The organism is Isoptericola maris (assembly GCF_048065335.1).
GTDB lineage: Bacteria > Actinomycetota > Actinomycetes > Actinomycetales > Cellulomonadaceae > Isoptericola > Isoptericola rhizosphaerae.
Window position 1 is genome coordinate 431,917 of record NZ_JBLUNY010000002.1, and the last position, 22,495, is coordinate 454,411.

The 22,495-nt window shown below is 73.1% G+C and carries 22 protein-coding genes and 1 pseudogene; 15 read left to right on the top strand and 8 right to left on the bottom strand.

Annotated elements, in window-relative coordinates:
• Window positions 1-102: 102 nt before the first annotated feature.
• From ACH5HR_RS06185 to ACH5HR_RS06210, 6 genes are all read left to right on the top strand, one after another.
• On the top strand, window positions 103-909 hold the full coding sequence (locus ACH5HR_RS06185; RefSeq protein WP_416476798.1) for an amino acid ABC transporter substrate-binding protein: 807 nt from the start codon (window positions 103-105) through the stop codon (window positions 907-909).
• A 110-nt stretch (window positions 910-1,019) separates the two neighbouring features.
• Window positions 1,020-1,673 carry an amino acid ABC transporter permease gene (locus ACH5HR_RS06190; protein WP_416476799.1) on the top strand — a complete coding sequence of 218 codons (654 nt, stop codon included), beginning with the start codon at window positions 1,020-1,022 and terminating at the stop codon, window positions 1,671-1,673.
• Window positions 1,666-2,427, top strand: a complete 762-nt coding sequence (locus tag ACH5HR_RS06195; RefSeq protein WP_416476800.1) for an amino acid ABC transporter ATP-binding protein — start codon at window positions 1,666-1,668, stop codon at window positions 2,425-2,427. The genes ACH5HR_RS06190 and ACH5HR_RS06195 overlap by 8 nt, the downstream gene beginning before the upstream one ends.
• Window positions 2,428-2,566: 139 nt before the next feature.
• Window positions 2,567-3,484: an FAD-dependent oxidoreductase gene (locus ACH5HR_RS06200; protein WP_416476801.1), complete on the top strand. Its 918-nt coding sequence runs from the start codon at window positions 2,567-2,569 to the stop codon at window positions 3,482-3,484.
• Window positions 3,481-4,467, top strand: a complete 987-nt coding sequence (locus ACH5HR_RS06205) for a hypothetical protein (protein ID WP_416476802.1) — start codon at window positions 3,481-3,483, stop codon at window positions 4,465-4,467. The genes ACH5HR_RS06200 and ACH5HR_RS06205 overlap by 4 nt, the downstream gene beginning before the upstream one ends.
• Window positions 4,468-4,506: 39 nt before the next feature.
• Window positions 4,507-6,093, top strand: a complete 1,587-nt coding sequence (locus ACH5HR_RS06210; protein ID WP_416476803.1) for a sodium:solute symporter family transporter — start codon at window positions 4,507-4,509, stop codon at window positions 6,091-6,093.
• A gap of 32 nt (window positions 6,094-6,125) precedes the next feature.
• On the opposite strand, the gene ACH5HR_RS06215 is transcribed toward ACH5HR_RS06210, so the two are convergent.
• Together ACH5HR_RS06215 and ACH5HR_RS06220 are read right to left on the bottom strand one after the other, a co-directional pair.
• Complete coding sequence (locus ACH5HR_RS06215) at window positions 6,126-6,533, bottom strand: hypothetical protein (RefSeq protein ID WP_402373140.1); 408 nt, start codon at window positions 6,531-6,533, stop codon at window positions 6,126-6,128.
• Window positions 6,534-6,644: 111 nt separating this feature from the next.
• Window positions 6,645-7,403, bottom strand: a complete 759-nt coding sequence (locus tag ACH5HR_RS06220) for a MerR family transcriptional regulator (protein ID WP_416476804.1) — start codon at window positions 7,401-7,403, stop codon at window positions 6,645-6,647.
• Window positions 7,404-7,483: 80 nt separating this feature from the next.
• Here ACH5HR_RS06220 and ACH5HR_RS06225 point away from each other — a divergent pair, with 80 nt between their 5' ends.
• The gene (locus tag ACH5HR_RS06225; RefSeq protein WP_402373135.1) at window positions 7,484-8,089 is read left to right on the top strand and encodes a PepSY domain-containing protein; all 606 of its coding nucleotides are present in this window, start codon (window positions 7,484-7,486) and stop codon (window positions 8,087-8,089) included.
• 253 nt (window positions 8,090-8,342) lie between these two features.
• Here the strand turns inward: ACH5HR_RS06225 and ACH5HR_RS06230 are convergent, their stop codons facing one another.
• Entirely contained in the window at window positions 8,343-9,095 is a 753-nt protein-coding gene (locus tag ACH5HR_RS06230) for an SDR family NAD(P)-dependent oxidoreductase (protein ID WP_402373132.1), read from the bottom strand.
• Between the two features lie 129 nt (window positions 9,096-9,224).
• Window positions 9,225-10,109: an oxygenase MpaB family protein gene (locus tag ACH5HR_RS06235; protein WP_402373130.1), complete on the bottom strand. Its 885-nt coding sequence runs from the start codon at window positions 10,107-10,109 to the stop codon at window positions 9,225-9,227.
• A 128-nt stretch (window positions 10,110-10,237) separates the two neighbouring features.
• Between ACH5HR_RS06235 and ACH5HR_RS06240 the strand changes: the two genes are divergently transcribed.
• Window positions 10,238-11,887, top strand: coding sequence for a LuxR C-terminal-related transcriptional regulator (locus ACH5HR_RS06240; protein WP_416476805.1), 1,650 nt, complete (start codon window positions 10,238-10,240; stop codon window positions 11,885-11,887).
• A gap of 92 nt (window positions 11,888-11,979) precedes the next feature.
• Entirely contained in the window at window positions 11,980-13,128 is a 1,149-nt protein-coding gene (locus tag ACH5HR_RS06245; protein WP_416476807.1) for a class I SAM-dependent methyltransferase, read from the top strand.
• A gap of 9 nt (window positions 13,129-13,137) precedes the next feature.
• Here the strand turns inward: ACH5HR_RS06245 and ACH5HR_RS06250 are convergent, their stop codons facing one another.
• Window positions 13,138-14,055, bottom strand: coding sequence for a ribokinase (locus ACH5HR_RS06250; RefSeq protein WP_416476809.1), 918 nt, complete (start codon window positions 14,053-14,055; stop codon window positions 13,138-13,140).
• Window positions 14,056-14,213: 158 nt separating this feature from the next.
• On the opposite strand from ACH5HR_RS06250, the gene ACH5HR_RS06255 reads away from it, so the two are divergent.
• Window positions 14,214-15,983 carry a carbohydrate-binding module family 20 domain-containing protein gene (locus tag ACH5HR_RS06255; RefSeq protein WP_416476810.1) on the top strand — a complete coding sequence of 590 codons (1,770 nt, stop codon included), beginning with the start codon at window positions 14,214-14,216 and terminating at the stop codon, window positions 15,981-15,983.
• 83 nt (window positions 15,984-16,066) lie between these two features.
• On the opposite strand, the gene ACH5HR_RS06260 is transcribed toward ACH5HR_RS06255, so the two are convergent.
• Both ACH5HR_RS06260 and ACH5HR_RS06265 read right to left on the bottom strand, forming a co-directional pair.
• The gene (locus ACH5HR_RS06260) at window positions 16,067-16,945 is read right to left on the bottom strand and encodes an alpha/beta fold hydrolase (protein WP_416476811.1); all 879 of its coding nucleotides are present in this window, start codon (window positions 16,943-16,945) and stop codon (window positions 16,067-16,069) included.
• A gap of 35 nt (window positions 16,946-16,980) precedes the next feature.
• A complete protein-coding gene (locus ACH5HR_RS06265; protein ID WP_402373113.1) occupies window positions 16,981-17,469 on the bottom strand; it encodes a hypothetical protein in 489 nt (162 codons plus the stop codon).
• Between the two features lie 179 nt (window positions 17,470-17,648).
• Here ACH5HR_RS06265 and ACH5HR_RS06270 point away from each other — a divergent pair, with 179 nt between their 5' ends.
• From ACH5HR_RS06270 to ACH5HR_RS06285, 4 genes are all read left to right on the top strand, one after another.
• A complete protein-coding gene (locus tag ACH5HR_RS06270; RefSeq protein WP_416476812.1) occupies window positions 17,649-18,290 on the top strand; it encodes a hypothetical protein in 642 nt (213 codons plus the stop codon).
• Between the two features lie 84 nt (window positions 18,291-18,374).
• Window positions 18,375-18,737: a hypothetical protein gene (locus tag ACH5HR_RS06275; RefSeq protein WP_402373107.1), complete on the top strand. Its 363-nt coding sequence runs from the start codon at window positions 18,375-18,377 to the stop codon at window positions 18,735-18,737.
• On the top strand, window positions 18,737-20,863 hold the full coding sequence (locus ACH5HR_RS06280) for a hypothetical protein (protein WP_416476813.1): 2,127 nt from the start codon (window positions 18,737-18,739) through the stop codon (window positions 20,861-20,863). Before ACH5HR_RS06275 ends, ACH5HR_RS06280 begins: the two co-directional genes overlap by 1 nt.
• Window positions 20,860-21,756, top strand: coding sequence for a hypothetical protein (locus ACH5HR_RS06285; RefSeq protein WP_416476814.1), 897 nt, complete (start codon window positions 20,860-20,862; stop codon window positions 21,754-21,756). Before ACH5HR_RS06280 ends, ACH5HR_RS06285 begins: the two co-directional genes overlap by 4 nt.
• Before the next feature lie 3 nt (window positions 21,757-21,759).
• Here the strand turns inward: ACH5HR_RS06285 and ACH5HR_RS06290 are convergent.
• A pseudogene (locus tag ACH5HR_RS06290) lies at window positions 21,760-21,918 on the bottom strand (1-aminocyclopropane-1-carboxylate deaminase); the annotation flags it as partial.
• Window positions 21,919-21,947: 29 nt separating this feature from the next.
• Here ACH5HR_RS06290 and ACH5HR_RS06295 point away from each other — a divergent pair.
• The gene (locus ACH5HR_RS06295; RefSeq protein WP_402373100.1) at window positions 21,948-22,391 is read left to right on the top strand and encodes a 3-keto-disaccharide hydrolase; all 444 of its coding nucleotides are present in this window, start codon (window positions 21,948-21,950) and stop codon (window positions 22,389-22,391) included.
• Window positions 22,392-22,495: the final 104 nt, after the last annotated feature.

Sequence of the window (22,495 nt, forward strand, 5' to 3'; positions counted from 1 at the left end):
CGGAACGGTCGATCAGATCGATCGATCGATTCGATGCCTCGACCCGGACCCACGCGCCGCGGCACATCCCGCCGACGGCCATCAGCACACAGGAGACCTCCCATGCGACGCCACCGCGCCATCCTCGCCACCGCCACGGCCACCGTGACCGCCCTGGCGCTCGCGGCGTGCGGAGGTTCCGACGGCGGGTCCGAGGGTGGGGACGCCGGACCGGACCTGAACCTGGTCGACGACGGCACCCTGACCGTCGCCACCGAGGGCACCTACCGGCCGTTCACGTTCCACGACGCCTCGGGCGAGCTCGTCGGGTACGACGTCGAGGTCGCCGAGGCCGTCGCCGAGAAGCTCGGTCTCGAGATCGAGTTCGCGGAGACACAGTGGGACGCCATCTTCGCGGGCCTCGACGCGGGCCGCGTCGACACCATCGCGAACCAGGTCTCGATGACCCCCGAGCGCGTCGAGAAGTACGAGTTCTCGCAGCCGTACACGATCTCGCGCGGTGTCGTCGTGGCCCCCGAGGGCGACACGTCGATCTCGAGCTTCGCCGACCTGGACGGCAAGACGACGGCCCAGTCGCTCACCAGCAACTGGCGCTCCCTCGCCGAGGAGTCCGGCGCCAAGATCGAGGCCGTCGAGGGCTGGGCCCAGTCCGTCGCCCTGATCGAGCAGGGCCGCGTGGACGCGACCATCAACGACTCCCTCACGGTGCTGGACTACCTCAACGAGCACCCCGACGCGCCGATCCAGATCGCCGCGGAGACCGAGGAGACCTCGGAGTCCGGGTTCGTCGTCACGCCGGAGCGTGCGGCGCTCGCCGACGCCATCGACGGCGCCCTCGACGAGCTGCGTGCCGACGGCACCCTCACGGGCCTGACCGAGAAGTACTTCGGCGAGGACGTCTCCGAGTAAGGCTTCTGAACGGTTGCGCAGGAGCGCCGGTGCCCAGCGGGTGCCGGCGCTCCCGCACGTCTACCGCGCGCCGTCGTCGTCGACGGGCGCGCCGATGGTGAGGTGAGCACATGGACGCCCAGCTCTTCGCCGACTCGTGGTGGCCGATGTGGGGCGGCGCCGTCCTCGGGACGATCCCGCTGGCCCTGATGTCGTTCGCGATCGGGTTGGTCCTCGCGCTGGGGGTCGCGCTGCTGCGGTTGTCGACCCACCGGGTGCTGCGCGGCATCGGTCGGGTGTACGTCTCGATCATCCGTGGCACGCCGCTGCTCGTGCAGCTCTTCGTCATCTTCTACGGGCTGCCCACGATCGGCGTGACGATCGACCCGTGGCCGAGCGCCGTCGTCGCGTTCTCCCTCAACGTCGGCGGGTACGCGGCCGAGGTCATCCGCGCCGCCATCCTCTCCGTGCCCAAGGGGCAGTGGGAGGCCGGCTACGTCGTCGGGATGTCGCACGCGCGGACGCTGCGGCGCGTCATCCTGCCGCAGGCCGCCCGCGTGAGCGTCCCCCCGCTGTCCAACACGTTCATCTCGCTGGTCAAGGACACGTCGCTCGCCTCGCTCATCCTGGTGACCGAGCTGTTCCGCAAGGCGCAGGAGGTCGCGTCGTTCACCAGCGAGTTCCTGCTGCTCTACACGGAGGCGGCGATCATCTACTGGATCATCTGCACCGTGCTGTCGTTCGGGCAGGACCGGATCGAGAAGAAGCTGGAGCAGTATGTCTGAGCCCCTGATGTCCGCCCGCGGCATCCACAAGTCGTTCGGGGACAACGAGGTGCTGCGCGGCGTCGACCTCTCCGTGCGGCCGGGGCAGGTGGTCGCACTCATCGGGCCCAGCGGCTCCGGCAAGACGACGATGCTCCGCTCGCTCAACGGCCTCGAGACGCCCGACGCCGGCACTCTGGTGTTCGACGGCGGCCCGGAGATCGACTTCTCCCGGCCCGTCCCTGCGGCTCAGCGGTTCGCGGCCCGTGACCGGTCCGCGATGGTGTTCCAGCACCACAACCTGTTCCCGCACAAGACGGTGCTGCAGAACGTCACCGAGGGACCTGTCCAGGTCCGCAAGGTGCCCCGGGCCGAGGCCGAGGCGCGGGCCACCGACCTGCTGGCCCGCGTCGGCCTCGCCGAGAAGCGCGACGCGTACCCGCGCCAGCTGTCCGGCGGGCAGCAGCAACGCGTCGGGATCGTGCGGGCCCTCGCGCTGGAGCCCGACCTGCTGCTCTTCGACGAGCCGACCTCCGCGCTCGACCCGGAGCTCGTCGGCGAGGTGCTGCACGTCATGAAGAGCCTCGCCGACGAGGGCTGGACGATGGTGGTGGTCACCCACGAGCTGCAGTTCGCGCGCGAGGTCGCCGACGAGGTCCTGTTCCTCGACGGCGGCGTGGTGGTCGAGCGCAGCGCGCCCGCACAGCTCTTCGCCCACCCGCGGGAGGAGCGGACCCGGCAGTTCCTGCACCGGATCCTCCACCCGCTGGACTGACCACCGCCGCCGAACATCCAGGTTCGGACCGTTTTGGGCGTCCATTGCGGGCCGAACACAGACATTCGGCGCGGGGTGGGGACATTCTCCGGCACGGCCCCACACCCGGCGCTCCTGCCGATCTGGCAGACTCCGGCGCATGTCCCGCGTGGTCGTCGTCGGTGCCGGAGTCATCGGGCTGAGCTGCGCCGTCCGGCTCCTCGAGACCGGCCACCAGGTCGAGGTCCGGGCCCGCGACCTGCCGCCGGACACCACCTCCGCGGTGGCGGCCGCGCTCTGGTACCCGTACCTCGCGCTGCCCCAGGACCGCGTCACCGCATGGTCGGCCGCCTCCTACGCGGCGTTCGACGACCTCGCGCTGACGGCGCCCGGGTCCGGCGTGCGGATGCGCCCCGGCGCCGAGGTGTTCACGGAGACACCGGCCGACCCGTGGTGGCGCGACGCGGTGCCGCAGCTCGACCGCACGGCGGACGTGCCGCCGTCGTACACCGCGGGCTGGACCTTCACCGCGCCGCTCATCGACATGCCGGTCTACCTGGGCTGGCTCGCCGAGCGCGTCGAGTCGCTCGGCGGGTCGATCGTGCAGGCGTCGCTGGACGCGCTGCCCGGCCCCGGGGACGACGGCGCGACGATCGTCCACTGCACCGGCCTCGGCGCGCGGGACCTCGCCGGCGACGGGTCCGTGGCCCCGGTCCGCGGCCAGACCGTGGTGCTGGAGCAGTGGGGGCTGGACCGCTGGTGGCTGGACGCCGCCGGTCCCACCTACGTGGTGCCACGCGGGCGCGAGGTCGTCGTGGGCGGCACCGACGACGCCGGCGCGTGGGACCGCACACCGACAGCGACCACCGCCGCGGACATCCTGGAGCGCGCCGCCCGGCTCGTGCCCGAGGTGCGCGAGGCGCGGGTCCTGCGGCACGTCGTCGGCCTGCGTCCGGCGCGGCCCGCGGTCCGCGTCGAGCGGGACGGGCACGTGGTGCACTGCTACGGCCACGGCGGCGCCGGCGTCACCCTGAGCTGGGGGTGCGCCGACGAGGTCGCCGGGCTGGTGGCCGCATGACCCGGCTCGTGCTGCTGCACGGCCGGGACGCCGACGGCCGCGACGCCGAGACCGTCGAGGCACGCTGGCTCGCCGCGCTCGGCGCAGGCCTCGCCTCGGCCGGGTCCCCGCTGCGACTCGCCGACGACGACGCCACGTTCGTCTTCTACGGCGACACCCTCACGCCGCCCGACGGCGGCCCGCGCCCCCCGGTGACCGTGCACGTCCGCGCAGACCCGGCTGCGGTGCCCGCCGTGCACGGGCTCTCCGTCGACGAGGCGCGGTTCGCGCTCTCCGTGGCACGCGAGGTGCTCGCCGGCGCCGGACGCACCACGCAGGCGAGCGCCGTCGGGCTCTTCGAGGGCAGCACCGTCGGCCTCGGGACGTCGGTCGCCGACGCCCTCGCCCGGGCCCTCGTCGCCGCGCTCGCCGCGATCGACCGGCTCGTGCCCGGCCTGAGCGGTGCGGTCGTGCTCCTCCTGGCCCGCGACGTGCACACCTACCTGCACGATGACGAGACGCGCGCCGCCGTCCGCGCAGGACTCGAGAAGGCGCTGCCGACGGACGAACCCGTCGTCCTGGTGGCGCACTCGCTCGGCTCCGTGGTCGCCTACGACGTGCTGCGACGTGCGGACCCGCAGTCCCGGACGATGCCGTTGCTACTCACCCTCGGTTCGCCGTTGGGGATCGAGGCCGTGCGCTCCGCCCTGGAGGCGGACGGCCCTCTCACCTGGCCACCGGTCGAGCGATGGGTGAACGCGCGCGACCCGCGCGACGCCCTCGCCCTGCACGGCCTCACGCCCGAGACGTTCCCGATGCCGGCGGGCACGGCGTCGGTCGAGGCCGTCGAGGTGGACAACACCGCGCCGTGGCACCACGCCGCGGCCGTCCGGGACGACGACGGGACGTGGACCGGCTACCTCGCCTCGCCCCGGGTGGCGCGCCTGGTCGGCGACGAGCTGGCCGGCGCGTCGTGCGACGAGGACTCGGACATGTCAACGTAAGCGCGTCGTCGACGTCGACCACGCGCTGCGGAGGCCGGGATGCCCGAGATCGAGCTCGCCACCATCGACCTGGCCGTCATCGGCCTCTACGTGGTGGGGATCCTCGCCGTCGGCTGGTGGGCCGGGCGCAAGTCCCAGAACTCCGAGGACTTCTTCCTGGCGGGGCGCGGGATGGTGTGGCCGCTGGTCGGCTTCTCCCTCATCGTCACCAACTTCTCCGGCACGCAGTTCCTCGGACTCGCCGGGGCCGGCTACTCGACCGGGATCTCGGTGTGGAACTTCGAGTGGATCGCCACTCTGGTGCTCCTCGCGTTCGCGATCCTCATCCTGCCGATCTACCTGCAGTCGAAGGTCTCCACGGTCCCCGAGTTCCTCGGCCGCCGGTACGACCAACGCTCCCGGTACGCGTTCTCCGGCTTCACCGTGCTGACCGGGATGCTGATCGACTCCGCCGGCGGCATGATCGCCGGCGCGCTCGTGCTCAACCTGATGTTCCCGAACGTGCCGATCCTCGTGCACGTCATCATCATCGCCGTCCTGGGCGGCGCCTACGTCATCCTCGGCGGGCTGCGGGCGGTGATGATCACCGACACCGTCCAGGGCGTCCTGCTCTTCCTGGCGGCCGGCATCATCCTCGTGGTCGTCTTCGCCCGCTTCGACTTCGACTGGTCGGTGTTCCCCGCGCTGGCCCCGGAGGACGGGTTCACCGTCGCCCCGCCGCCGGACGACGACTTCCTGCCGTGGCCCGGCATCTTCACCGGCGCGATCTGGCTGGGCGTGTACGTCTGGATCTCCAACCACGTCGTGGTGCAGCGGGTCCTGGCCTCGAAGAACCTCGACCACGGGCGGTGGGGCGTGCTGTTCGCCGGCCTCATGCAGCTGCCCCTGCTGGTCCTGCTGATCTTTCCCGGCATCCTGGCCCGTGACGTCTTCCCCGACCTGGACAACCCCGACCTGGCGTGGCCGGCACTCGTCTTCGAGTTCATCCCGATCGGGCTGCGCGGGCTCGTGGTGGCGGCGCTCATCGCCGCGCTGATGTCGACCCTGGACTCCGTCCTCAACGGCGCCGCGAGCCTGGTGATCAACGACTTCGTCAAGACGCGCGAGCGGGAGTTCAGCGAGAAGCAGCTGATGCTCATGAGCCGGGGACTGATCGCGCTCTTCATGCTCCTGGCGATCGCCTGGGCGCCGATCATCCTGCAGTTCGACACGATCGTCGAGTACTTCCAGTCGTTCCTCGGCTACGTGACGATGCCGATCGTCGTCGTCCTGCTCGGTGGGATCTTCTGGCGGCGCGGGTCCTCCGCCGCGGCCTTCTGGACGCTCGTGTCGATGGTGCCGATCGGCCTGGCCGGGTTCGTCACCGGCGAGGTGCTCGAGCTGCACTCGATCCAGTTCCTGTACGCGACGGGCATCATGCTGGCGCTCAGCGTCGTGGTGTTCGTCGCCATCTCGCTGGTGACCCCGGCACCCTCGCGCGAGGCGATCGCGGAGGTCGTCTTCGACCGGGACAACTGGCGGCGCGAGACGGAGGAGCTGCGCGGCAAGCCGTGGTACGCCAACCACCGCCGTCTCGCGCTCGGCCTCGGGATCCTCACCGTGGCCGTCGTCGTGCCGTTCGTCTAGCCTCCACGCCTCTCGGGACGTCGACGCACGCGCTACCGCGGCAGCAGCCGCTCCAGGGCGTCGACGAGGTCGATCGAGTCGCCGTCCTTGCCGCCGGCGCCGAGCACGAGCGGCGGTCGCCTCGGTGCGGGGCGGACACCGCGCAGCCGGTCGACGAGGCCGAGCGGGGCCGTCAGGACGTAGAAGTCGCCGTCGGTGGACACTGCGGAGGTCCGGTCGGTGCGCAGGTACCACCCCCGCAAGGGCGTCCGCGCGGTCCCGCGCCCGCCGTAGCCCTTGACCTGCAGCGGCTCCGGCTCGAGCCCGGCGTCGTGGGCCCGGCGGACGAAGTCGGCGAGCATCTCCTCGGCGCGGACGTGCTCGGCGTCCTGCCGGGCGGCGAGCCTGGCGGCGTGCTCGCGGGCGGCCTCTGTGCGCTGCTGGGCCCAGTTCTCGCTCACCGCGCCAGTGTCACACGGCGGCTCGGTCCGGTCGGCAGCCCCAGCTCCGGTCGGCCCCTGGAGCGACCGACCGGGGCTGGAGCTGCCGAACGGAGTGGACCGGAGTGCGGCCTACAGCTCGCGCTCCGTGTACGCGACCAGGGCGTCTCGGACGAGCGCCGCTCCGTCAGCACCGCCGTAGTTCGCGGCGAACCGCGCGTCCGCGACGTACATCTCCGCCAGCCCGACGACGTACTCCTTCGACGGGCGGCCGTCGTCGGCCCCCGGTGCGCCCGGGACGGACCCCAGCCACTCGACGTGCCGCGCGGCGAGCGCCTGCCCCTCGTCGGACGTCGGGTCGACGCCCCGGTCGGCCGCCGCGACCCATGCGCCGTTGAGCTCGTCGAGGCGGGCCTTCCACTCGGCCTGCCCTTCGGCGCCCAGCCCGCGCCACCAGGCGTCGGACGTCGCGTAGGCGTCGGCACCCCAGCGCTCGGTCACCTCGTCCTTGTACTGCGTGTGGTCGAACCCGTCGAGCATCTCCTCGGCCATGATCGGCCTCCCTCGTGTCAGTGCGGTCAGTGTTCGTTCCACGGACGCCATCTGCCGTTCGAGCCGCCCGCGCTCGCGCCGCAGCACGTCGAGATGGCGGCGCAGCGCCTCGGCCTCGTCCGCCTGCTCGTCGAGCACCCGGGCGATCTGGTCGAGCGGCAGCCCGAGCTCGCGCATCAGCAGGATGCGCTGCAGACGGCGGATCGCGCCGTCGTCGTAGTAGCGCAGCCCGCCGTGTCCGGTGCCGGACGGCGGCAGCAGGCCGATCTGGTCATAGTGCCGCAGGGTGCGGCTCGAGATGCCCGCGAGCCGGGCAACATCCTGGATCGAACTGGTCATGCGATCGACGGTAGAGGTTGACGCCGCGTCAAGCGCAAGGTGGTCGTGCGACGGAAACCGGTCGGCCGCAAGATCGACGTATGACGATCCACGACTTCCGCCGCACCGCTGCCCCTGGTCTCGCCCTGGCTCTCGCCCTGGGCCTCACTGCCTGCAGCGGCGGGGACAGCAACCAGGCGACCCCCGGCGACGAGGAGTTCCTCGCCGGGAGCCCCTCGCAGACGTCCGGCCCCACGAGCTCCGACGACGACGCGAGCGAGGCGCCCGGCGAGAGCGCCGGCCCCGAGGCGAGCGACCTGAACGCCGCCGCGCTCCGCGCGATCGCCGTGGCCGAGGACGAGGCCGGCGGCACGGCGTACGCGATCGACGACGCGGAGACGGGCGGCACCTGGGAGGTCTCGGTGGCCGTCGGGAACAGGACCGCCGAGCTGGAGGTGGACGAGGCGGGCACCGTGGTGAGCACCGAGGACGACGACCTCGACGTCGAGGACAGGAGCGCCATCGACGACGCCACGATCACGATCGCCGACGCCATCGACCGGGTGCTGGCGCACTCCGGCGGCGTCCTCACCGACGCCGAGCTCGACGACGGCACGCACTGGTCGGTGACCGTGGACGAGGAGGGCGACGAGGCCGACTACCGCGTGGACATCGAGTCGGGTGAGCTGACCGGCGACGAGGACTAGCTGCTCAGGCATCGTCGCGAGCCGGATCCCCCCTCGGTCACCGGCTCCTCGGGTGACGGTCGCCGACGGGACCGGCGAGCGTCCCGGCGAGCAGAGCACCGCACCTCACCGCACCCCACCGCACCCCACCGCACCCCACCGCACCGCACCGATCAGCGGGACGAACGCCCCGAGGCGCACGGTGACGGCGAGGGCGAGCGGAATGCCGACTGGTCAGCGCGTCGGTGGAGGCTCGCGGTGGTGCGGGACGCCGTCACACGGTGGTGTAGCCGCCGTCCACGAGCCAGTACGCGCCGGTGACGAACGACGCCTCCTGCGACAGCAGGAACCGGACAACCGTCGCGACCTCCTCGGCCTCTCCCAGGCGGCCGAGGGGGTGCTTGGCCACGAGTGCCGCGCGGGCGTCGTCCGGCAGCCCCTGCAGGAGCGGGGTGCGGATGTAGGCCGGACCGACGGAGTTGACGCGCAGCCCCTGCGGGCCGTATTCCGCCGCCGCGTTCTTGGTGAGGCCGACGACGCCGTGCTTGGCCGCCGTGTACGCACCGTTGCCGATGGCGGCGACGGTGCCGTGGATCGACGCCATGTTGACGATGGCGCACCCGGAGGCGTCCTCGGTGAGCATCGCCGGGATCTGGGCGCGCATGCCGTACAGGACCCCGTTGAGGTTGATGTTGATAACCCGGTCCCAGTCGTCCAGGTCCACCTCCCCGGCGGGCGCCTGGTTGCCACCGATGCCGGCGTTGTTCACCGCGTAGTGCAGGCCGCCGAAGGTGTCCTTCGCGAAGGCGACCACCTTCTCGGCGTCGTCCCTGCTCGCGGTGTCCTGCTGCACCGCAGCCGCCGTGCCCCCGGCGGCGGTGATCTCGTCCGCCACGCGCTGGGCGGACTCGAGCTTGATGTCGGTGACCACGACCTTCGCTCCGGCTGCCGCGAGATCCTTGCTGATCGCCTCGCCGATGCCGGAGCCGCCGCCGGTCACCAGTGCCACCTTGTCATCGAACGTCATGTCACATCACTCCAGGAGAAGAACCGTCGCCGGCCGGAGGCTCCGGCCGACGGGTTGGTCCCTTCCACGGTAGCCTCGGGCGCTCCCCCACGCGGGTCGAGCGGCCGCCACCGCGTGCCTGCCGGTCGATCAGGCGGTCCCGCCGTGACGGTCGCGGCTCTCGGCAGGGCCGAGACCCCACCGGATCGACCGCACTGCGAGCGCCCCCGCGGGGCCCCCGCAGGTGCGCGCGAACCAGGTGCCGATCCGCAGCTCGTCGGCGGCCCACGCGGGCAGGAGCGACACCGCTCCCGCAGCGAGCAACCGGTAGGCCGGGCGGACGGCGCGGGGCAGCGGCGGTTCGCGCAGCAGGAACCGAGCGGTGTCGAGCGCCTCGGGGCTCGCCTCGAGCTCGGGACGGTAGGACGCGAGAGTGGCGTCGAGCCCGGCGACCGTCTCCGGCACGTCCTCGGCGCCGAGCGCCCGGGCGACGCGGCCCGACTGCGCGACGTACTCGTCGGCCTCGGCCGCCGTGAGGCGCCGCTCGCCGTAGCGCTGGTGCGCGGCCAGGAACGAGTCGGCCTCGGCGGCGTGCACCCAGGCCAGCAGGTGCGGGTCGCTCGCGCGGTACGGCCGTCCGTCGGGCGCCTTGCCGCGCACCCGCTCGTGCACCGCGCGGACCTGGTCGATCATCTCCTGGGCGTGGTCGGCGGTGGCGAACGTCGTCGTCGCCAGGAACGTGGAGGTGCGGGCGAGCCGCCCCCACGGGTCGCCGCGGAACCCGGAGTGCCCGGCGACGCCGGCCATCGCCAGCGGGTGCAGCGACTGCAGGAGCAGGGCGCGCAGACCGCCCACGAACGTCGCGGCGTCCGCGTGCACGCGGCGCACCGGGCTGCCGGCGGCGAACCAGCGCGGCCCGGGCGTGAGGTGGATGCGGTCGCGGGCGGCGTGCCCGTCCGGACCTGCGACCTTCAGGAAGAGGGCGTCGCCCACCCGGGCGCGCAGCCGCTCCGACGGGTTGGTCACGAGCTCCATACGGCCAGTATCGCCGACGTCCATGCCGTGGCCGGTCCCGGCCCGGGAGGTCGACGTCCCGGGCGGCTGAGCACGCGGACGTCACGGCGGCCCGACGCGTGCCACCATCGAACCAGAGGTGACACCTGATGATGCCGGAGCGCGACGACCTGCGTGCGGCCCGTCGTGCCGTCGCCGAGCACGAGTGGGCGACGGCGCGCGACCTCTTCCTGTCCGGTGCGCGGACGACCATCGCACGAGAGGCCGTGCGCACGCTCGGCATCGACGACCTCGCCTCGCTCGCGCAGGCCTGCTGGTGGCTCGGCCACATCGACGAGTACGCGCTGGTCACCGACGAGGTGTGCCGTCTGCGGACCGACGCGGGCGACGCACCGGGGGCGGCGGCCGCCGCCGTGGAGCTGGGCTTCTCGGAGTCCGTCCGGGGGAACGACGCCGCCGCCGCGGGCTGGCTCGCGCGCGCCGGGAGGCTGCTGGCCACGACGCCGGACGCCGTCGAGCACGGCTTCCTGCTGATCATCGAGGCGCACGGCACCCTCGCCGTCGGCGACCTCGCCCGCGCCGACCAGCTGGTCCACCGTGTCCTCGAGCTCGGTGACCGGTTCCACGAGCCGACGCTCCAGGCGTACGGGCTCTTCCTGTCCGGACGGCTGGCGATCCGGCGCGGCCGCGTCCGCGAGGGTTCGCGCTACCTCGACGAGGCCATGATCCCCGTGCTGGGCGGCCGGACGGCGCTGCCCTGGGCGGGCGACCTGTACTGCCAGATGATGCAGCTCTGCTACGAGCTGGGCGACCTGCCGAGGGCGCAGCACTGGACCGAGATCACGGAGGCGTGGTGCCAGGAGCTGGCGCCCGCCAGGCTCTTCACCGGCATCTGCCGGGTGCATCGCGTCCAGCTGCTGCAGGTGCACGGCGACTGGCCCCGCGCGCTGCGGGAGGCGGAGGAGGCTGCCGCCGACCTGGCCGACATCGACGTCGTCGCGGCCGGCGAGGCGAACTACCGGTGCGGCGAGCTGCACCGTCTCCGCGGTGAGCTCGACCTCGCGGAGACGGCCTACCGGGCCGCGCGCGCCCTCGGTCGCGAACCCCTGCCCGGGTCGGCCCTGCTCCACCTCGAGCGAGGAAGCACCGCCACGGCCGCGGCGTCCCTCGACGCGGCGCTGGCAGGCGTCCGAGCCCCGCTGGACCGGGCCCCGCTGCTCGCCGCGCGGATCGAGGTGGCGCTCTGCCAGGACGACCGCGGTCGCCTCGACGCCCTGGTGGACGAGCTGAACGACATCGCCGACCACCACGGCAGCCCGGGCTGGCAGGCCGAGGCCTGCCGGTGGAGAGGCTCCGTCCAGGCCGCCTACGGTCACCACCCGGCCGCGCTGCCGGTCCTGCGGGAGGCGCGGGACCGGTGGCAGCAGATCGACGCCCCGCGGGAGGTGGCGCGGACGCGCGTGGAGATCGCGCGGTCCCTGGAGGCCCTGGGCGACGGTGACACCGCGCGCGAGGAGTACGAGCTGGCGGCCACCACGTTCGCCGAGCTGGGTGCGGGGCGCGAGCTGCAGCACCTCGTGGCGCAGCGACGCCGGCGGCGCGCTCCCGAGGAGCTCTCACCGCGGGAGACGGAGGTCCTCGCCGTCGTGGCCGAGGGCGGCACCAACCGGGACGTCGGTGCCCACCTGCACATCAGCGAGCGCACGGTCGCCCGGCACCTGGCCAACACCTACCTCAAGCTCGGCGTCTCCTCGCGCACGGCGGCCGTGGCGTGGGCTCGTGACCACGGGGTCGTCTGACCGCTGCACATCCGGACCGGTCTGCATGATTCTGCCGATGTGGCCAGGTGCTCGCCGTCCCTAGCGTCGGGAGCATCCGACGAGGAGGCACCATGACCACCACCGACAGCACCACTCACGGCACCGACACCACCCAGACATCGCCCGACGCGACCGAGCCGACCGGGACCGAGCCGACCGTGACCGAGCAGCCGGACCCGGCGGGGGTCGAGGCCTTCGCCGGCGAGCTGTTCGCGACCCTGAGCCGGGGAGCGACGGCCCTGATGATCAGCATCGGGCACCGCACCGGGCTCTTCGACACCGTGGCCGGTCTGCCGCCGTCCACCAGCCACGAGATCGCGGCAGCAGCGGGCCTGCACGAGCGCTACGTGCGCGAGTGGCTCGGCGCGATGACCGTCGCGGGCATCGTGGTCCACGACCACGGCACCTACCGGCTCCCGGCGAACCACGCCGCGGTGCTCACCCGGGCGGCCGGCGTGAACAACCTGGCGTCCCAGCTCCAGTTCGTCCCGATGCTGGCGCAGGTCGAGGACCCGATCGTGCGCTGCTTCACCGACGGCGGCGGCGTCGGGTACGAGGCGTTCGGCCGGTTCCACGAGCTGATGGCCGAGCAGAGCGCCCAGAACCACGACGCCGCCCTGCTGAGCCACGTCGTCCCGATGGTCGACGGGCTCGCCGAGCGGCTGCGGGCCGGCATCCGCGTCGCGGACATCGGCTGCGGGCAGGGCCACGCCATGAACCTGCTGGCGAGCGCGTTCCCCGACAGCGACTTCCACGGCTACGACTTCCGGCCGGAGACGATCGCCGTGGCCCGCGAGGAGGCCGATGCCCTGGGGCTCGGCAACGTGCACTTCGAGGTGCGCGACGTGGCCGACCTGGGTGGCACCGGATCTTTCGGCGCCGTCACGGCGTTCGACGCCGTCCACGACCAGGCGCACCCCGCCCACGTGCTGGGCCAGGTCGCCGAGCACCTCGATCCGGACGGCGTGTTCCTCGTGGTCGACATCGACGCCTCCAGCGAGCTGGACGACAACACCGCGATCCCGTGGGCGCCGTACCTGTACACGGTCTCGACCATGCACTGCATGACGGTGTCGCTCGCCGAGGGCGGCGACGGTCTGGGTACCGCGTGGGGCCGGCAGACGGCGCTGCGCATGCTGGCCGACGCCGGATTCACGAACGTCCGGGTCGAGTCCGTGCCGGGCGACTTCATCAACGCCTACTACGTCGCGCGGCGCTGACCCGACGAGCTACCGGTGCGCGGCCGGTAGCTCGTCGTCGCCGATCGGGAACGACGGCTGCGCGCCGGGGGTGGTCACGGAGAACGCCCCGACCCGCACCGCCGTGCGCACGGCGGCCACCAGGCCGTCACCCTCGGCGAGCCGCCAGGCCAGCGCGCCGACGAACGCGTCACCGGCACCCGTGGTGTCCACGACGTCCACCAGGGGCGACGGCACGACCACCGGGCCGCCGTCGTCGGACCCCACGAGGACCACAGCGCCCGCGCCGCCGAGGGTGAGGACCACGGATCGTGGGCCGAGGTCGAGCAGCTCCTCGACCACGGCGAACGGTTCGTCCTCGGGGACGGGCCGGTCGGCCTCGGTGAGCAGCCGCCAGGCCTCGCCCGCGTTGACGACGAGCGGGTCGGCGAGCGCCAGCACCTCGCGCACCACCGGCACGACGGGCGCGAGGTTCAGCAGCACGCGGCCCGTCGCGGCCCGGGCCGCGGCCTCGGTGCCCGTGGTGGGGATCTCGCCCTGGACGACGACGACGGCGGCGCCCGCCACGAGCTCGGCGTGCCGTTCCACCGCCGCCGCGTCGACCGACCCGTTCGCGCCGGGGACGACGACGATGACGTTCTCGCCGTCGTCGTCCACCGAGACCATGGCGACGCCCGTGGGACCTGGCACGGTCGCGACCGCAGAGAGGTCCACGCCGGCGCGGCGCAGGCCGGGGACCGCGGCGGCGGCGAAGGCGTCGGTGCCGACCGCACCGACGAGCGCGACGTCACCGCCGAGGCGCGCTGCGACCACGGCCTGGTTGGCGCCCTTGCCACCGGGCAGGACGGTCATGCTGTCCGCGAGCACCGTCTCGCCGGGGGCGGGGTGCGCGGGGACGCGGGCGACCAGGTCGGCGTTGACGGAGCCGACGACCACGATCGAGGCCACTCGGGCCACCTTCCTCTTCGGTCGAGCACGGGTCTGTGCGCCATGATCTCGCACCGAGCGGGGGACGTGCCCTGGTCGTCCATTGCAAGTTTCTGTAGGGTTGCAGCAATGCTCGCAACCCGCGCATCGACGCGCGGAGAACACAGGGAGACGCAACGATGCGCACCGCTCAGCAGGACATCCGTACCGGGCAGCGCCCCGGCAGAGCACGACTCGCCACCTTCGCGGCCGCCCTGGCCGCGACCCTGACCCTCGTGCTCGGCCTCGCCCCCGGCACCCCCGGTGCGGAGGCCCGGACACCGTCGAACGACGGCAAGGACGTCATCCTCAACCTGTTCCAGTGGACCTGGGACTCCGTCGCCGCCGAGTGCACCTCCACGATCGGCCCGGCCGGGTTCGGCTACGTCCAGGTCTCCCCGCCGGCCGAGCACGTCCCCGGCGACGCCTGGTGGACCTCGTACCAGCCCGTCAGCTACCAGATCGAGTCCAAGCTCGGCAGCCGCGCCGAGTTCGCCGCCATGGTCTCCGCGTGCAACGCCGCGGGTGTCGAGGTCATCGCCGACGCCGTCATCAACCACATGGCCGGCGCCGACTCGTCCGGCCACGGCGTCGCCGGGTCCCCGTACTCCGAGGACAGCTTCCCCGCGTACTCCGCGCAGGACTTCAACGACTGCCGCTCGGACATCGCCAACTACCAGGACCGCTGGGAGGTGCAGCACTGCCGCCTCGTCGCGCTGCAGGACCTGCGCACCTCGTCGGGCTACGTGCGAGGCACCATCGCGGACTACCTCGACGATCTCGTCTCCCTCGGCGTCGCCGGGTTCCGCATCGACGCTGCGAAGCACATGCCGGCCGCCGACCTCGAGGCCATCAAGTCAGCCATGGACCACTCCGACGTCTACTGGGTGCACGAGGTCATCGGCGCCGCCGGCGAGCCCGTCCAGCCGTCGGAGTACCTCGGCAGCGGCGACTCCCACGAGTTCGACTACGCGCGCGGGGTCAAGCACGCCTTCGACGCGCAGATCAAGGACCTGCGCTACATCGGTGACGGCAAGCTGCCCTCCGACCGTGCCGGCGTCTTCGTCTCCAACCACGACACCGAGCGCAACGGCGAGTCCATGAGCTACCAGTGGGGCGCCAAGTACACGCTCGCGAACGTCTTCATGCTGTCGTGGCCCTACGGGTCCCCCACCGTCTACTCCGGCTACACCTTCTCCGACTTCGACTCCGGCGCGCCCGGCGCCACCTCCCACACCGTGCCCGACGCCGAGTGCTCGTCCGGCGCCTGGACCTGCGAGCAGCGCTGGGCTGAGGTCCGGGGCATGGTCGGCTTCCACAACGAGGTCGGCTCCGCGGCCGTCACGCGATGGTGGGACGACGGCGGCAACCACGTCGCGTACGGCCGGGGCGCCGCCGGGTACGTGACGATCAACAACAACGGCTGGGGCGTGACCCGCACCTACGCCACCGACCTGCCGGCCGGGGAGTACTGCGACGTCGTCGCGGCGACCGACTGCTCGGTGACCCGCATCGTGGCCGCCGACGGCACCTTCACCGCGACGGTACCTGCCTACGGGGCCCTCGCGCTGCACGTCGGGGCGACGGCCGGCTCCGGTGGCGGGACGACCCCGCCCGCCACGACGGACGTCGAGGTGGCCGTCGAGGCGACCACCACCTGGGGCCAGGACGTGCGCATCGTCGGGGACCGTGCCGGCCTCGGCTCGTGGGACCCGGCGCGCGGCGTCGTGCTCTCGGCGGACGCCTACCCGGTGTGGCGCGGCACGGTGGACCTGCCCGCCGGCACCAGCTTCGAGTACAAGTACGTGAAGGTGAACGGCGGCGACGTCGTCTGGGAGTCCGGCGGCAACCGGGTCGCCACCGTCGGCGCCGACGGGACGCTCACGCTGGACGACACCTGGCGGAGCTGAACCGGCCCGGCGCACCCGCACGGGCCGCCGTCGGGCGCGAACGGTGCCAGGAGCCGGCCGAGCGGGGGGGCCGCTCGGCCGGCTCAGCAGGCGAGGACCTCCCGCAGGCGCACCCAGAACGCGCCCGGGTCGTTGTCCGGCGACCACTCGTTCCGCACGAAGCCGCCGTGGTCGCCCGGGAAGACCACCGGCCCCGAACCGAGGGCCGCGGCGAGCGCGGTGGCACCGCGGGAGGCGAGCGCCCCGGGCGGGGACGCGGCGCCGACCGCGGGCAGCACCCGCAGACGCCCGTCACCGACCAGTGCTCGGATCTCGTCGAGGGGCGGCTCCCACAGCGGCATCGTGGTCAGCATCTTGCCCAGCATGAGGTCGTCCCGGCGTCCGTCGTCCTCCGTCGGCATCCCGTAGTCGGCGGGATCCGGGTCCGGCTGCTCGAGGAAGGCCTCGGTGAAGGGCTCGGTGGCGAAGACCAGCCGCACGAACTTCGCCATCGCCGGCCCGAACCCCGACTCCTCGTACGTCCGGACGACGTCCGCCTGCGCTCGCACGGCGAGGTCCCGGTCCTCGAGCAACGACGTCAGCGGCGGCTCGTGGGCCACGAGGCACCGCACGTCCTCGGGGCGCGACACGGCCCAGGCGAGCCCCGTGACGCCGCCGCCGGACGACCCCAGGACGTCGAGCGGGCCGACGTCGGCCGCCTGCGCCACGGCGTGCAGGTCGGCCGCGTGGTCCTCCACCCGGACACCGCCGTCCGGCTCCAGGGTCGAGCGGGCCGTGCCCCGCGGGTCGTACGTCACGACCGTGCGGTCGCCGATCTCCGCGACGAGCTGGGAGAAGCCCTCGGCCTCCATGGGGTTGCCGAGCACGAACAGCGGCGGGCACCCGCCGTCGCGCTCCGGCGTGTGGACGTCGTAGGTCAGGACGGCACCTGGCACGTCCAGGGTGCGGGTCTCGGTAGCCATGCCGGGTAGACGAGCGGGCGGCCGAGAACTCATCGCTACTCGTCGTCCGGCGAGCCTTCCCAGTCCTCGTCGTCGTCGATGGTGAAGGAGCCGCCGAAGTGCACGGCGTCGGGGTCCACGCCCAGTCCTTCGGCGATCTGCCGGCGCATGTTCTCGGCCATCGTGACGCCCTTGGACGTGTCCCGCATCGAGCGGTAGGTCTCGGCGTCGACGCCGAACTTCGTCTGCGTCCAGGCGTCGAACGCCTCCTCGTAGGCGGCGCTCGGAGCCTCCAGGACGTACTCCGCGATCTCCGCGAGGGGGAAGTGGCGGGTGCGCTCGGGGACGTCGCCGTCCGCAGCGAGGGTGACCGCCAGGACACCGTCGGCGACGTCGTGACGCACCAACTCCGGCGGTCGGAAGTACTCGGGCCGGATCTGGCCGTCACGCTTGAGGTGGACCACCAGGAGCTCGTCGCTGACCGGCTCGGCGGTCGGGGTCTGCGGGTACGTGCGCGGCTCGGGCCGCGTGGTGGTGTCGCTCATCAGTGTCGAGGATGCGCCTTCCTGGGCTCGTTGTCACGGTCGTTCTCCCGTGGCGCAACGCGCCACGGGCAACCACCGTCCCTAGGTTTCCACAGGCTCCGGTCCCCGCACGACGGCGGGTCGCGACCGGGCGGCAGAGTGACGGTCGTCCGTCGCCCAGCCGACCCGTGGAGGATCCCGTGCCCACACCCGCCGTCCCGCCCGAGCTGCCCCGGCGGCGGTTCACCTCGCCCGAGCTCGTCGACCTGACCACGGCGTGGCAGCTCGAGGAGCGGATGGCCGCGACCGAGGCCGCGACGCACTTCTGGTGCGACGACCGGCACGGCTGGATGCTCCGGGCCGGCATGCACCGGGTGCTCGAGCCGGTGCTGCTGCCCGATGTCCTGGGTGCGTCGTCGTTCTACCGGTTCGTCGAGCTGGGCGCCGAGGTGGCGGCCGACCTGCTGGAACGCCTCCCCGACGACTACCTCGCCACCGAGCGGCAGAACGACGGACCCTCCATCGGCGCGGTGCTGCGCGCTGTGGTCGCCCACCCGGACCGGTTGCGCGCGCACGGCTACGTGATCGGTCCGGGCCGGTGCGACGAGCGCCTCACCGTCGAGGGCGTGCTGGTGCGCTGCGACCACGAGTTCGCGGTGGGCGAGCACCACTGCCCCGGGTGCCAGTGCGACGAGCTCTACCGGTACGTGGTCGTCGGGCTCGGGGTCGACGACGCCGCCGTCCCGCCGCACGAGGTCTCCCCCTGGCGCGGCTGGGGGCTGCGTGACCCCTCCGGGTCGGGCCGTGACGAAGAGCACTGGTACCGCCTGTGGTGGGACTGACCGTCGCGGCGACCAGGCCGGTTGTCCACAGGGCTGTGGACGGCGCCGGCAGAGGGTGGTGCGGCCTCGCTACGGTCCGGTGACATGGCGCACATCGACATCGACACCGCGGAGCTCGCCGCGGCCGGGCTGCGTGCCGGTGACACCGCAGCACTGCTCGCCGGGCTCCCCTCGGTACACGTGAGTGCGGTCGACGCGGCGCGGGCTTCCGGCGAGCCCACGCTCACGGCCGCCATCGAGGACCTCCTCGCCGCCTGGGCCCCCGCGCACCGCGCCCTGGTGTCGACGCTCGAGCAGCTTGCGGGTGGTCTGCGCCGGGCCTCCGAGCTGTACGGGGCCGCCGACGGCACCACGGCCGAGGGCCTCGCCCGCGCGGTGCTGGCTGTGTCTGGCGGTGGGTCCGCCGGGGGCGGGACCGGTGGTCCGCTCAGGGACCGGGCGGTCTGATGCGTGACGTCGAGTTCACGGCGCTGACCGGGTCGCCGGGACGGCTGGAGCACCTGGCCGGCTCTCTCGCCCGTGCCGGCGCCGCGTTGTCCGAGACCTGCGTCGAGCTGGGACGCGTCGACGGAGCGCTGGGCGGCCAGCGTTCCGGCGCGGTGGACGAGGCGCGCTCCGTGCTGGCGGCCCTGCAGGCGGAGGCGCGGCTGTGCCGCGACGTGCTGTCCGCCGCGTCCTCGACGCTCACCGTCCATGCCGTGGACCTGGCCGACCGGCAGGACGCCGCGCTGCGAGCCGTCTCCCGCCGCGACGCGGCCCGCCGGCAGCTGGACGACGCGGAGTCGGACGAGGCCACCGCCTGGCGCATCGGTGCCGACCCGACGGACCCCCGGCAGCCGGATGCGGTCCGGATGGCCTGGGACGCCAAGGAGCGGGCGGCCGCAGCCAGGAGCGAGATCGCCGCTGCGGAGAACGCCTGGCGCCTGGCCCGGGACGGCAAGCAGGCCGACTCCGGCCGAGCGGCCTCGGCGCTCGCGGGCCTCACCGGTGTCGAGACCGTGCGGCTCGCGGCGTCGGCAGGGGCGGACCTGTCCACGTTCGGTCCGTCGTGGCAGCAGGGCACCGCGCTCGCCGGGTTGGTGCACACGGCGGCGGTGAGCAGCGGCCGGGCGGAGCGGGCAGCGGCCCGCCAGGACCTGGTGGACGCGCTCGTCGCGGCCGGCGACGACCCCGGCCTGTGGGCGGCGTTCTGGCGGACGGTGGACCCGGCCGTGCTGTACTTCGCCCTCGGCAGCAAGGTGCAGGACTCCGAGCTGGCGTCGGCGCTGCGGACCGGAGCCGTCGCGTGGGCCGCGAGCGCCACCGACCCGGAGCAGCAGCGGTTCGGCCGTGCCGTCGTCGACGGCCTCACCGAGAGCCCGTTCGGGCTCGACGAGCAGTCACGGCTCGCAGCACTCCTGCTGGCTCCCGCGATGCCGCACGCCACGTTCGTCGGCGCTGCGGACGCCTGGACCGACCGCCGCGGCCGCCTCGGTGCCACGGACGTCGAGATCGCGGACGCGGCACCGATGAGCGAGGTGATCGCGGGCGGCCTCGCGAGCCGTCCCGAGGAGGCGCTGCAGTACTTCTCCCGGGGCGGCGAGGAGGAGCTCGCCCAGCGGGTGGACGCCTGGTTCGGCCAGGCCCCGCTCGACGGCTGGCCCGACGGCGGCACCGCGATCACCGGACTCTTCGCGGCGGCGGTCGCCGGCGGGACCCAGGACGACTCCTCGGTCACGCACCAGCGGCAGGCCGCGCTGCTGGCCTCGCACGTGACGACGGCGATGGTCACGGGACGAGGGCTCCTCACGTCCCCCACGACGGCGTCCGACGAGGCGAGCCGCCACCTCGCGGCGGCGTACGAGCCGTACTTCGTCTCGTTCGACGACAACGTGCGGGCAACCGCGGACCCGTCCGAGGTCGGAGTCCTCGGCCGGGTGCCTCTGGGCGAGACCACCGAAGGTTCCTCGACCTGGTCCGACTCGATCCAGCCGCGCCTGGAACCGGCCGCGTTGTGCGCGGTGATCGGCGCGACGTCGAGGAGCGACACCACCGCCGGGTACTGGCTGGGCTCGACGGACCAGTACATCGACCAGATGGCCGTCGAGGCGACGAGTGAAGGCCTCGGCGACGGCGACCCTGACGCGATCGCGGCCGCCGCGGTCGGGGACGTGTCGGTCGTCGCCGGAGCCACCGAGTCGGACACCATCACCGTCGCCCGGCACCGGGAAGCCCAGGAGCACGAGACGGCGAGGTTCTTCTCCACGGCAGTGGGGATCGGCACGATCGGCGCCCGACCCGCGGTGTCGGCGGCCGTCGCCGGCAGCGGAGCCCTGCTGCCGTCGCTGTTCACGGACCATGTCGGTCCGGCGCGCGAGGCGGTCCTTGCCGCGGAGCCGGACCTGCGCGAGCGGACGGTCGGGAGGTTCCTGGACTCGATGACCGACGAGCTCACCGAGCAGGGTGCCTCCGAGCAGGAGATCGCCGACGCCACGGTCCGCATCCGTCCCGAGTCCAGGACCATGCGCAAGGTGTTCGGAGACAACTACGCCACCGCATCCCAGCTCGACCGACACCTCGGAGAAGCCCCGTGAAGACCTTGAAGAAGCTCTGGACAACGGCGTGGAGCCCGCAGTACGTGCACTATGCCATGCCTGCGACGGTGGTTCTCGTCGTGCTGGCGTTGATCGCCGCCCTGCAGGTGGGACCGGGCGTCAGCGCGGCCTGGCACCGCCACCGGGAGGCGAAGCTCCTCGCGTGGGACCCGAACGCTTGGGCCCTCACCGTGGCTGACTTCCCGGAGGCTGCGGCGTCGGAGATCCCAGTGGATCGCGAGTGGCTCGGGCCGTGGAGCCGCGACCCTCGAGACGGCACACCACGACCGCCGAACGACGTCGTGCCGTTGCCGTCGCGGGTGCCCCCGCTGCGGCACCTGGACTCCTGGAGCCTGCGGGACGCGATCGACGTCGGCCTGCACGACGGCGAGCTCACCACGTCCGGGGTCAGCGTGGCGGGTACGGGGGTCGTCACCAGCGTGATGGCGGCCGACACCTGGCCGTACTCCACCCTGACGGTCGGGGACCTCTACTGGTCGATGCTCCAGGAGGACTCCCACGCCCGGGACGGACACGAGATCAGCGGGTTCCGAGCCGTCGGCGACCGCCCCCGCGAGGAGCCCCGCGACGACCTCACCTTTCCGTGGGACGAGTACGGCGACCGCGACCCCTCTGCCGGCGTGCACGGCTATGCCGGGTTCACCACCGTCGAGTCCGGGCCCTCGGGTGCGGACGCACGCCGCGTCACGATCGTCATGACCATCGTGGACGGCGCCCTCGTGCTGGTCGGCACCTCGGTTCCGGTAGACGCGGAACCCGCACCGGAGGTGGAGATCCCCGCACTTCTCGACCGGGTCGCCGAGAAGATCCACGCCGCTCCTCCGGAGATCTCGGACGGTCTCGGCGCGCACACCGAGCAGGCGTCGTCCTGACGGTCAGTGGTAGCGCCCGCTGTACGCGTTGAGGGCCGGCTGCCCGCCCAGGTGCGCGTAGAGGACGTTCGAGTCGCGCGGGATGTCGCCGCGGCGGACGAGCTCGAACAGACCCGCCATGGACTTGCCCTCGTAGACAGGGTCGAGGATGACGCCCTCGAGCCCTCCTGCGCGGGAACAGCGGTGTGCAGGTGCGGTTCCCCGAGCTGTGGGAGCCGGTCGAGGGATGCCCGACGACGTTCAACGGCAGCGAGACCGGCAACCTGTCATGGATCGCGGTCAACTGCGGTCACGAGATCCAGGTCAACGACTCGCCCGAGACCGGCTCCAACGACCCCCGCAAGACCGGGTCGATCTACGGCTTCGCCGACCTGGACCTCGCCCAGGCCATGCCCACGCCGAAGGGGACGTGGAACGACCTCGAGATCCGCGTCGTCGGCCAGCAGTACACGGTGATCCGCAACGGCGTCGTCATCAACGAGTTCGAGAACCTGCCCGGCCTGCCCTTCCCGGGGCGGCCGAACGACCCCGACTCCAGCAGCCGTGGACTGAGCGGATACGTGGGCCTGCAGGCGCACGGCTCCGCGCCGGACGTCGTGTCGTTCACCGACGTGCGGATCCGCCCGCTGGGCTGACGCTCAGTCACGACACACCCCATCCCCCCCGGCGGGGGGGGGGGGGGGCCGCCCCCCCCCCCCCCCCCCCCCCCCCCGCGGGGGCGGCCCCCCCCCCCCGCGGG

Excerpts from the sequence above, each read along its gene's own strand:
- ACH5HR_RS06185 (WP_416476798.1), top strand. The coding sequence starts at position 103 with ATGCGACGCCACCGCGCCATCCTCGCCACCGCCACGGCCACCGTGACC.
- ACH5HR_RS06260 (WP_416476811.1), bottom strand. The coding sequence starts at position 16,945 with ATGGCTACCGAGACCCGCACCCTGGACGTGCCAGGTGCCGTCCTGACC.
- ACH5HR_RS06255 (WP_416476810.1), top strand. The coding sequence starts at position 14,214 with ATGCGCACCGCTCAGCAGGACATCCGTACCGGGCAGCGCCCCGGCAGA.
- ACH5HR_RS06195 (WP_416476800.1), top strand. The coding sequence starts at position 1,666 with ATGTCTGAGCCCCTGATGTCCGCCCGCGGCATCCACAAGTCGTTCGGG.
- ACH5HR_RS06225 (WP_402373135.1), top strand. The coding sequence starts at position 7,484 with ATGACGATCCACGACTTCCGCCGCACCGCTGCCCCTGGTCTCGCCCTG.
- ACH5HR_RS06190 (WP_416476799.1), top strand. The coding sequence starts at position 1,020 with ATGGACGCCCAGCTCTTCGCCGACTCGTGGTGGCCGATGTGGGGCGGC.
- ACH5HR_RS06235 (WP_402373130.1), bottom strand. The coding sequence starts at position 10,109 with ATGGAGCTCGTGACCAACCCGTCGGAGCGGCTGCGCGCCCGGGTGGGC.
- ACH5HR_RS06275 (WP_402373107.1), top strand. The coding sequence starts at position 18,375 with ATGGCGCACATCGACATCGACACCGCGGAGCTCGCCGCGGCCGGGCTG.
- ACH5HR_RS06245 (WP_416476807.1), top strand. The coding sequence starts at position 11,980 with ATGACCACCACCGACAGCACCACTCACGGCACCGACACCACCCAGACA.
- ACH5HR_RS06205 (WP_416476802.1), top strand. The coding sequence starts at position 3,481 with ATGACCCGGCTCGTGCTGCTGCACGGCCGGGACGCCGACGGCCGCGAC.
- ACH5HR_RS06220 (WP_416476804.1), bottom strand. The coding sequence starts at position 7,403 with ATGACCAGTTCGATCCAGGATGTTGCCCGGCTCGCGGGCATCTCGAGC.
- ACH5HR_RS06200 (WP_416476801.1), top strand. The coding sequence starts at position 2,567 with ATGTCCCGCGTGGTCGTCGTCGGTGCCGGAGTCATCGGGCTGAGCTGC.
- ACH5HR_RS06280 (WP_416476813.1), top strand. The coding sequence starts at position 18,737 with ATGCGTGACGTCGAGTTCACGGCGCTGACCGGGTCGCCGGGACGGCTG.
- ACH5HR_RS06240 (WP_416476805.1), top strand. The coding sequence starts at position 10,238 with ATGATGCCGGAGCGCGACGACCTGCGTGCGGCCCGTCGTGCCGTCGCC.
- ACH5HR_RS06265 (WP_402373113.1), bottom strand. The coding sequence starts at position 17,469 with ATGAGCGACACCACCACGCGGCCCGAGCCGCGCACGTACCCGCAGACC.
- ACH5HR_RS06230 (WP_402373132.1), bottom strand. The coding sequence starts at position 9,095 with ATGACGTTCGATGACAAGGTGGCACTGGTGACCGGCGGCGGCTCCGGC.
- ACH5HR_RS06210 (WP_416476803.1), top strand. The coding sequence starts at position 4,507 with ATGCCCGAGATCGAGCTCGCCACCATCGACCTGGCCGTCATCGGCCTC.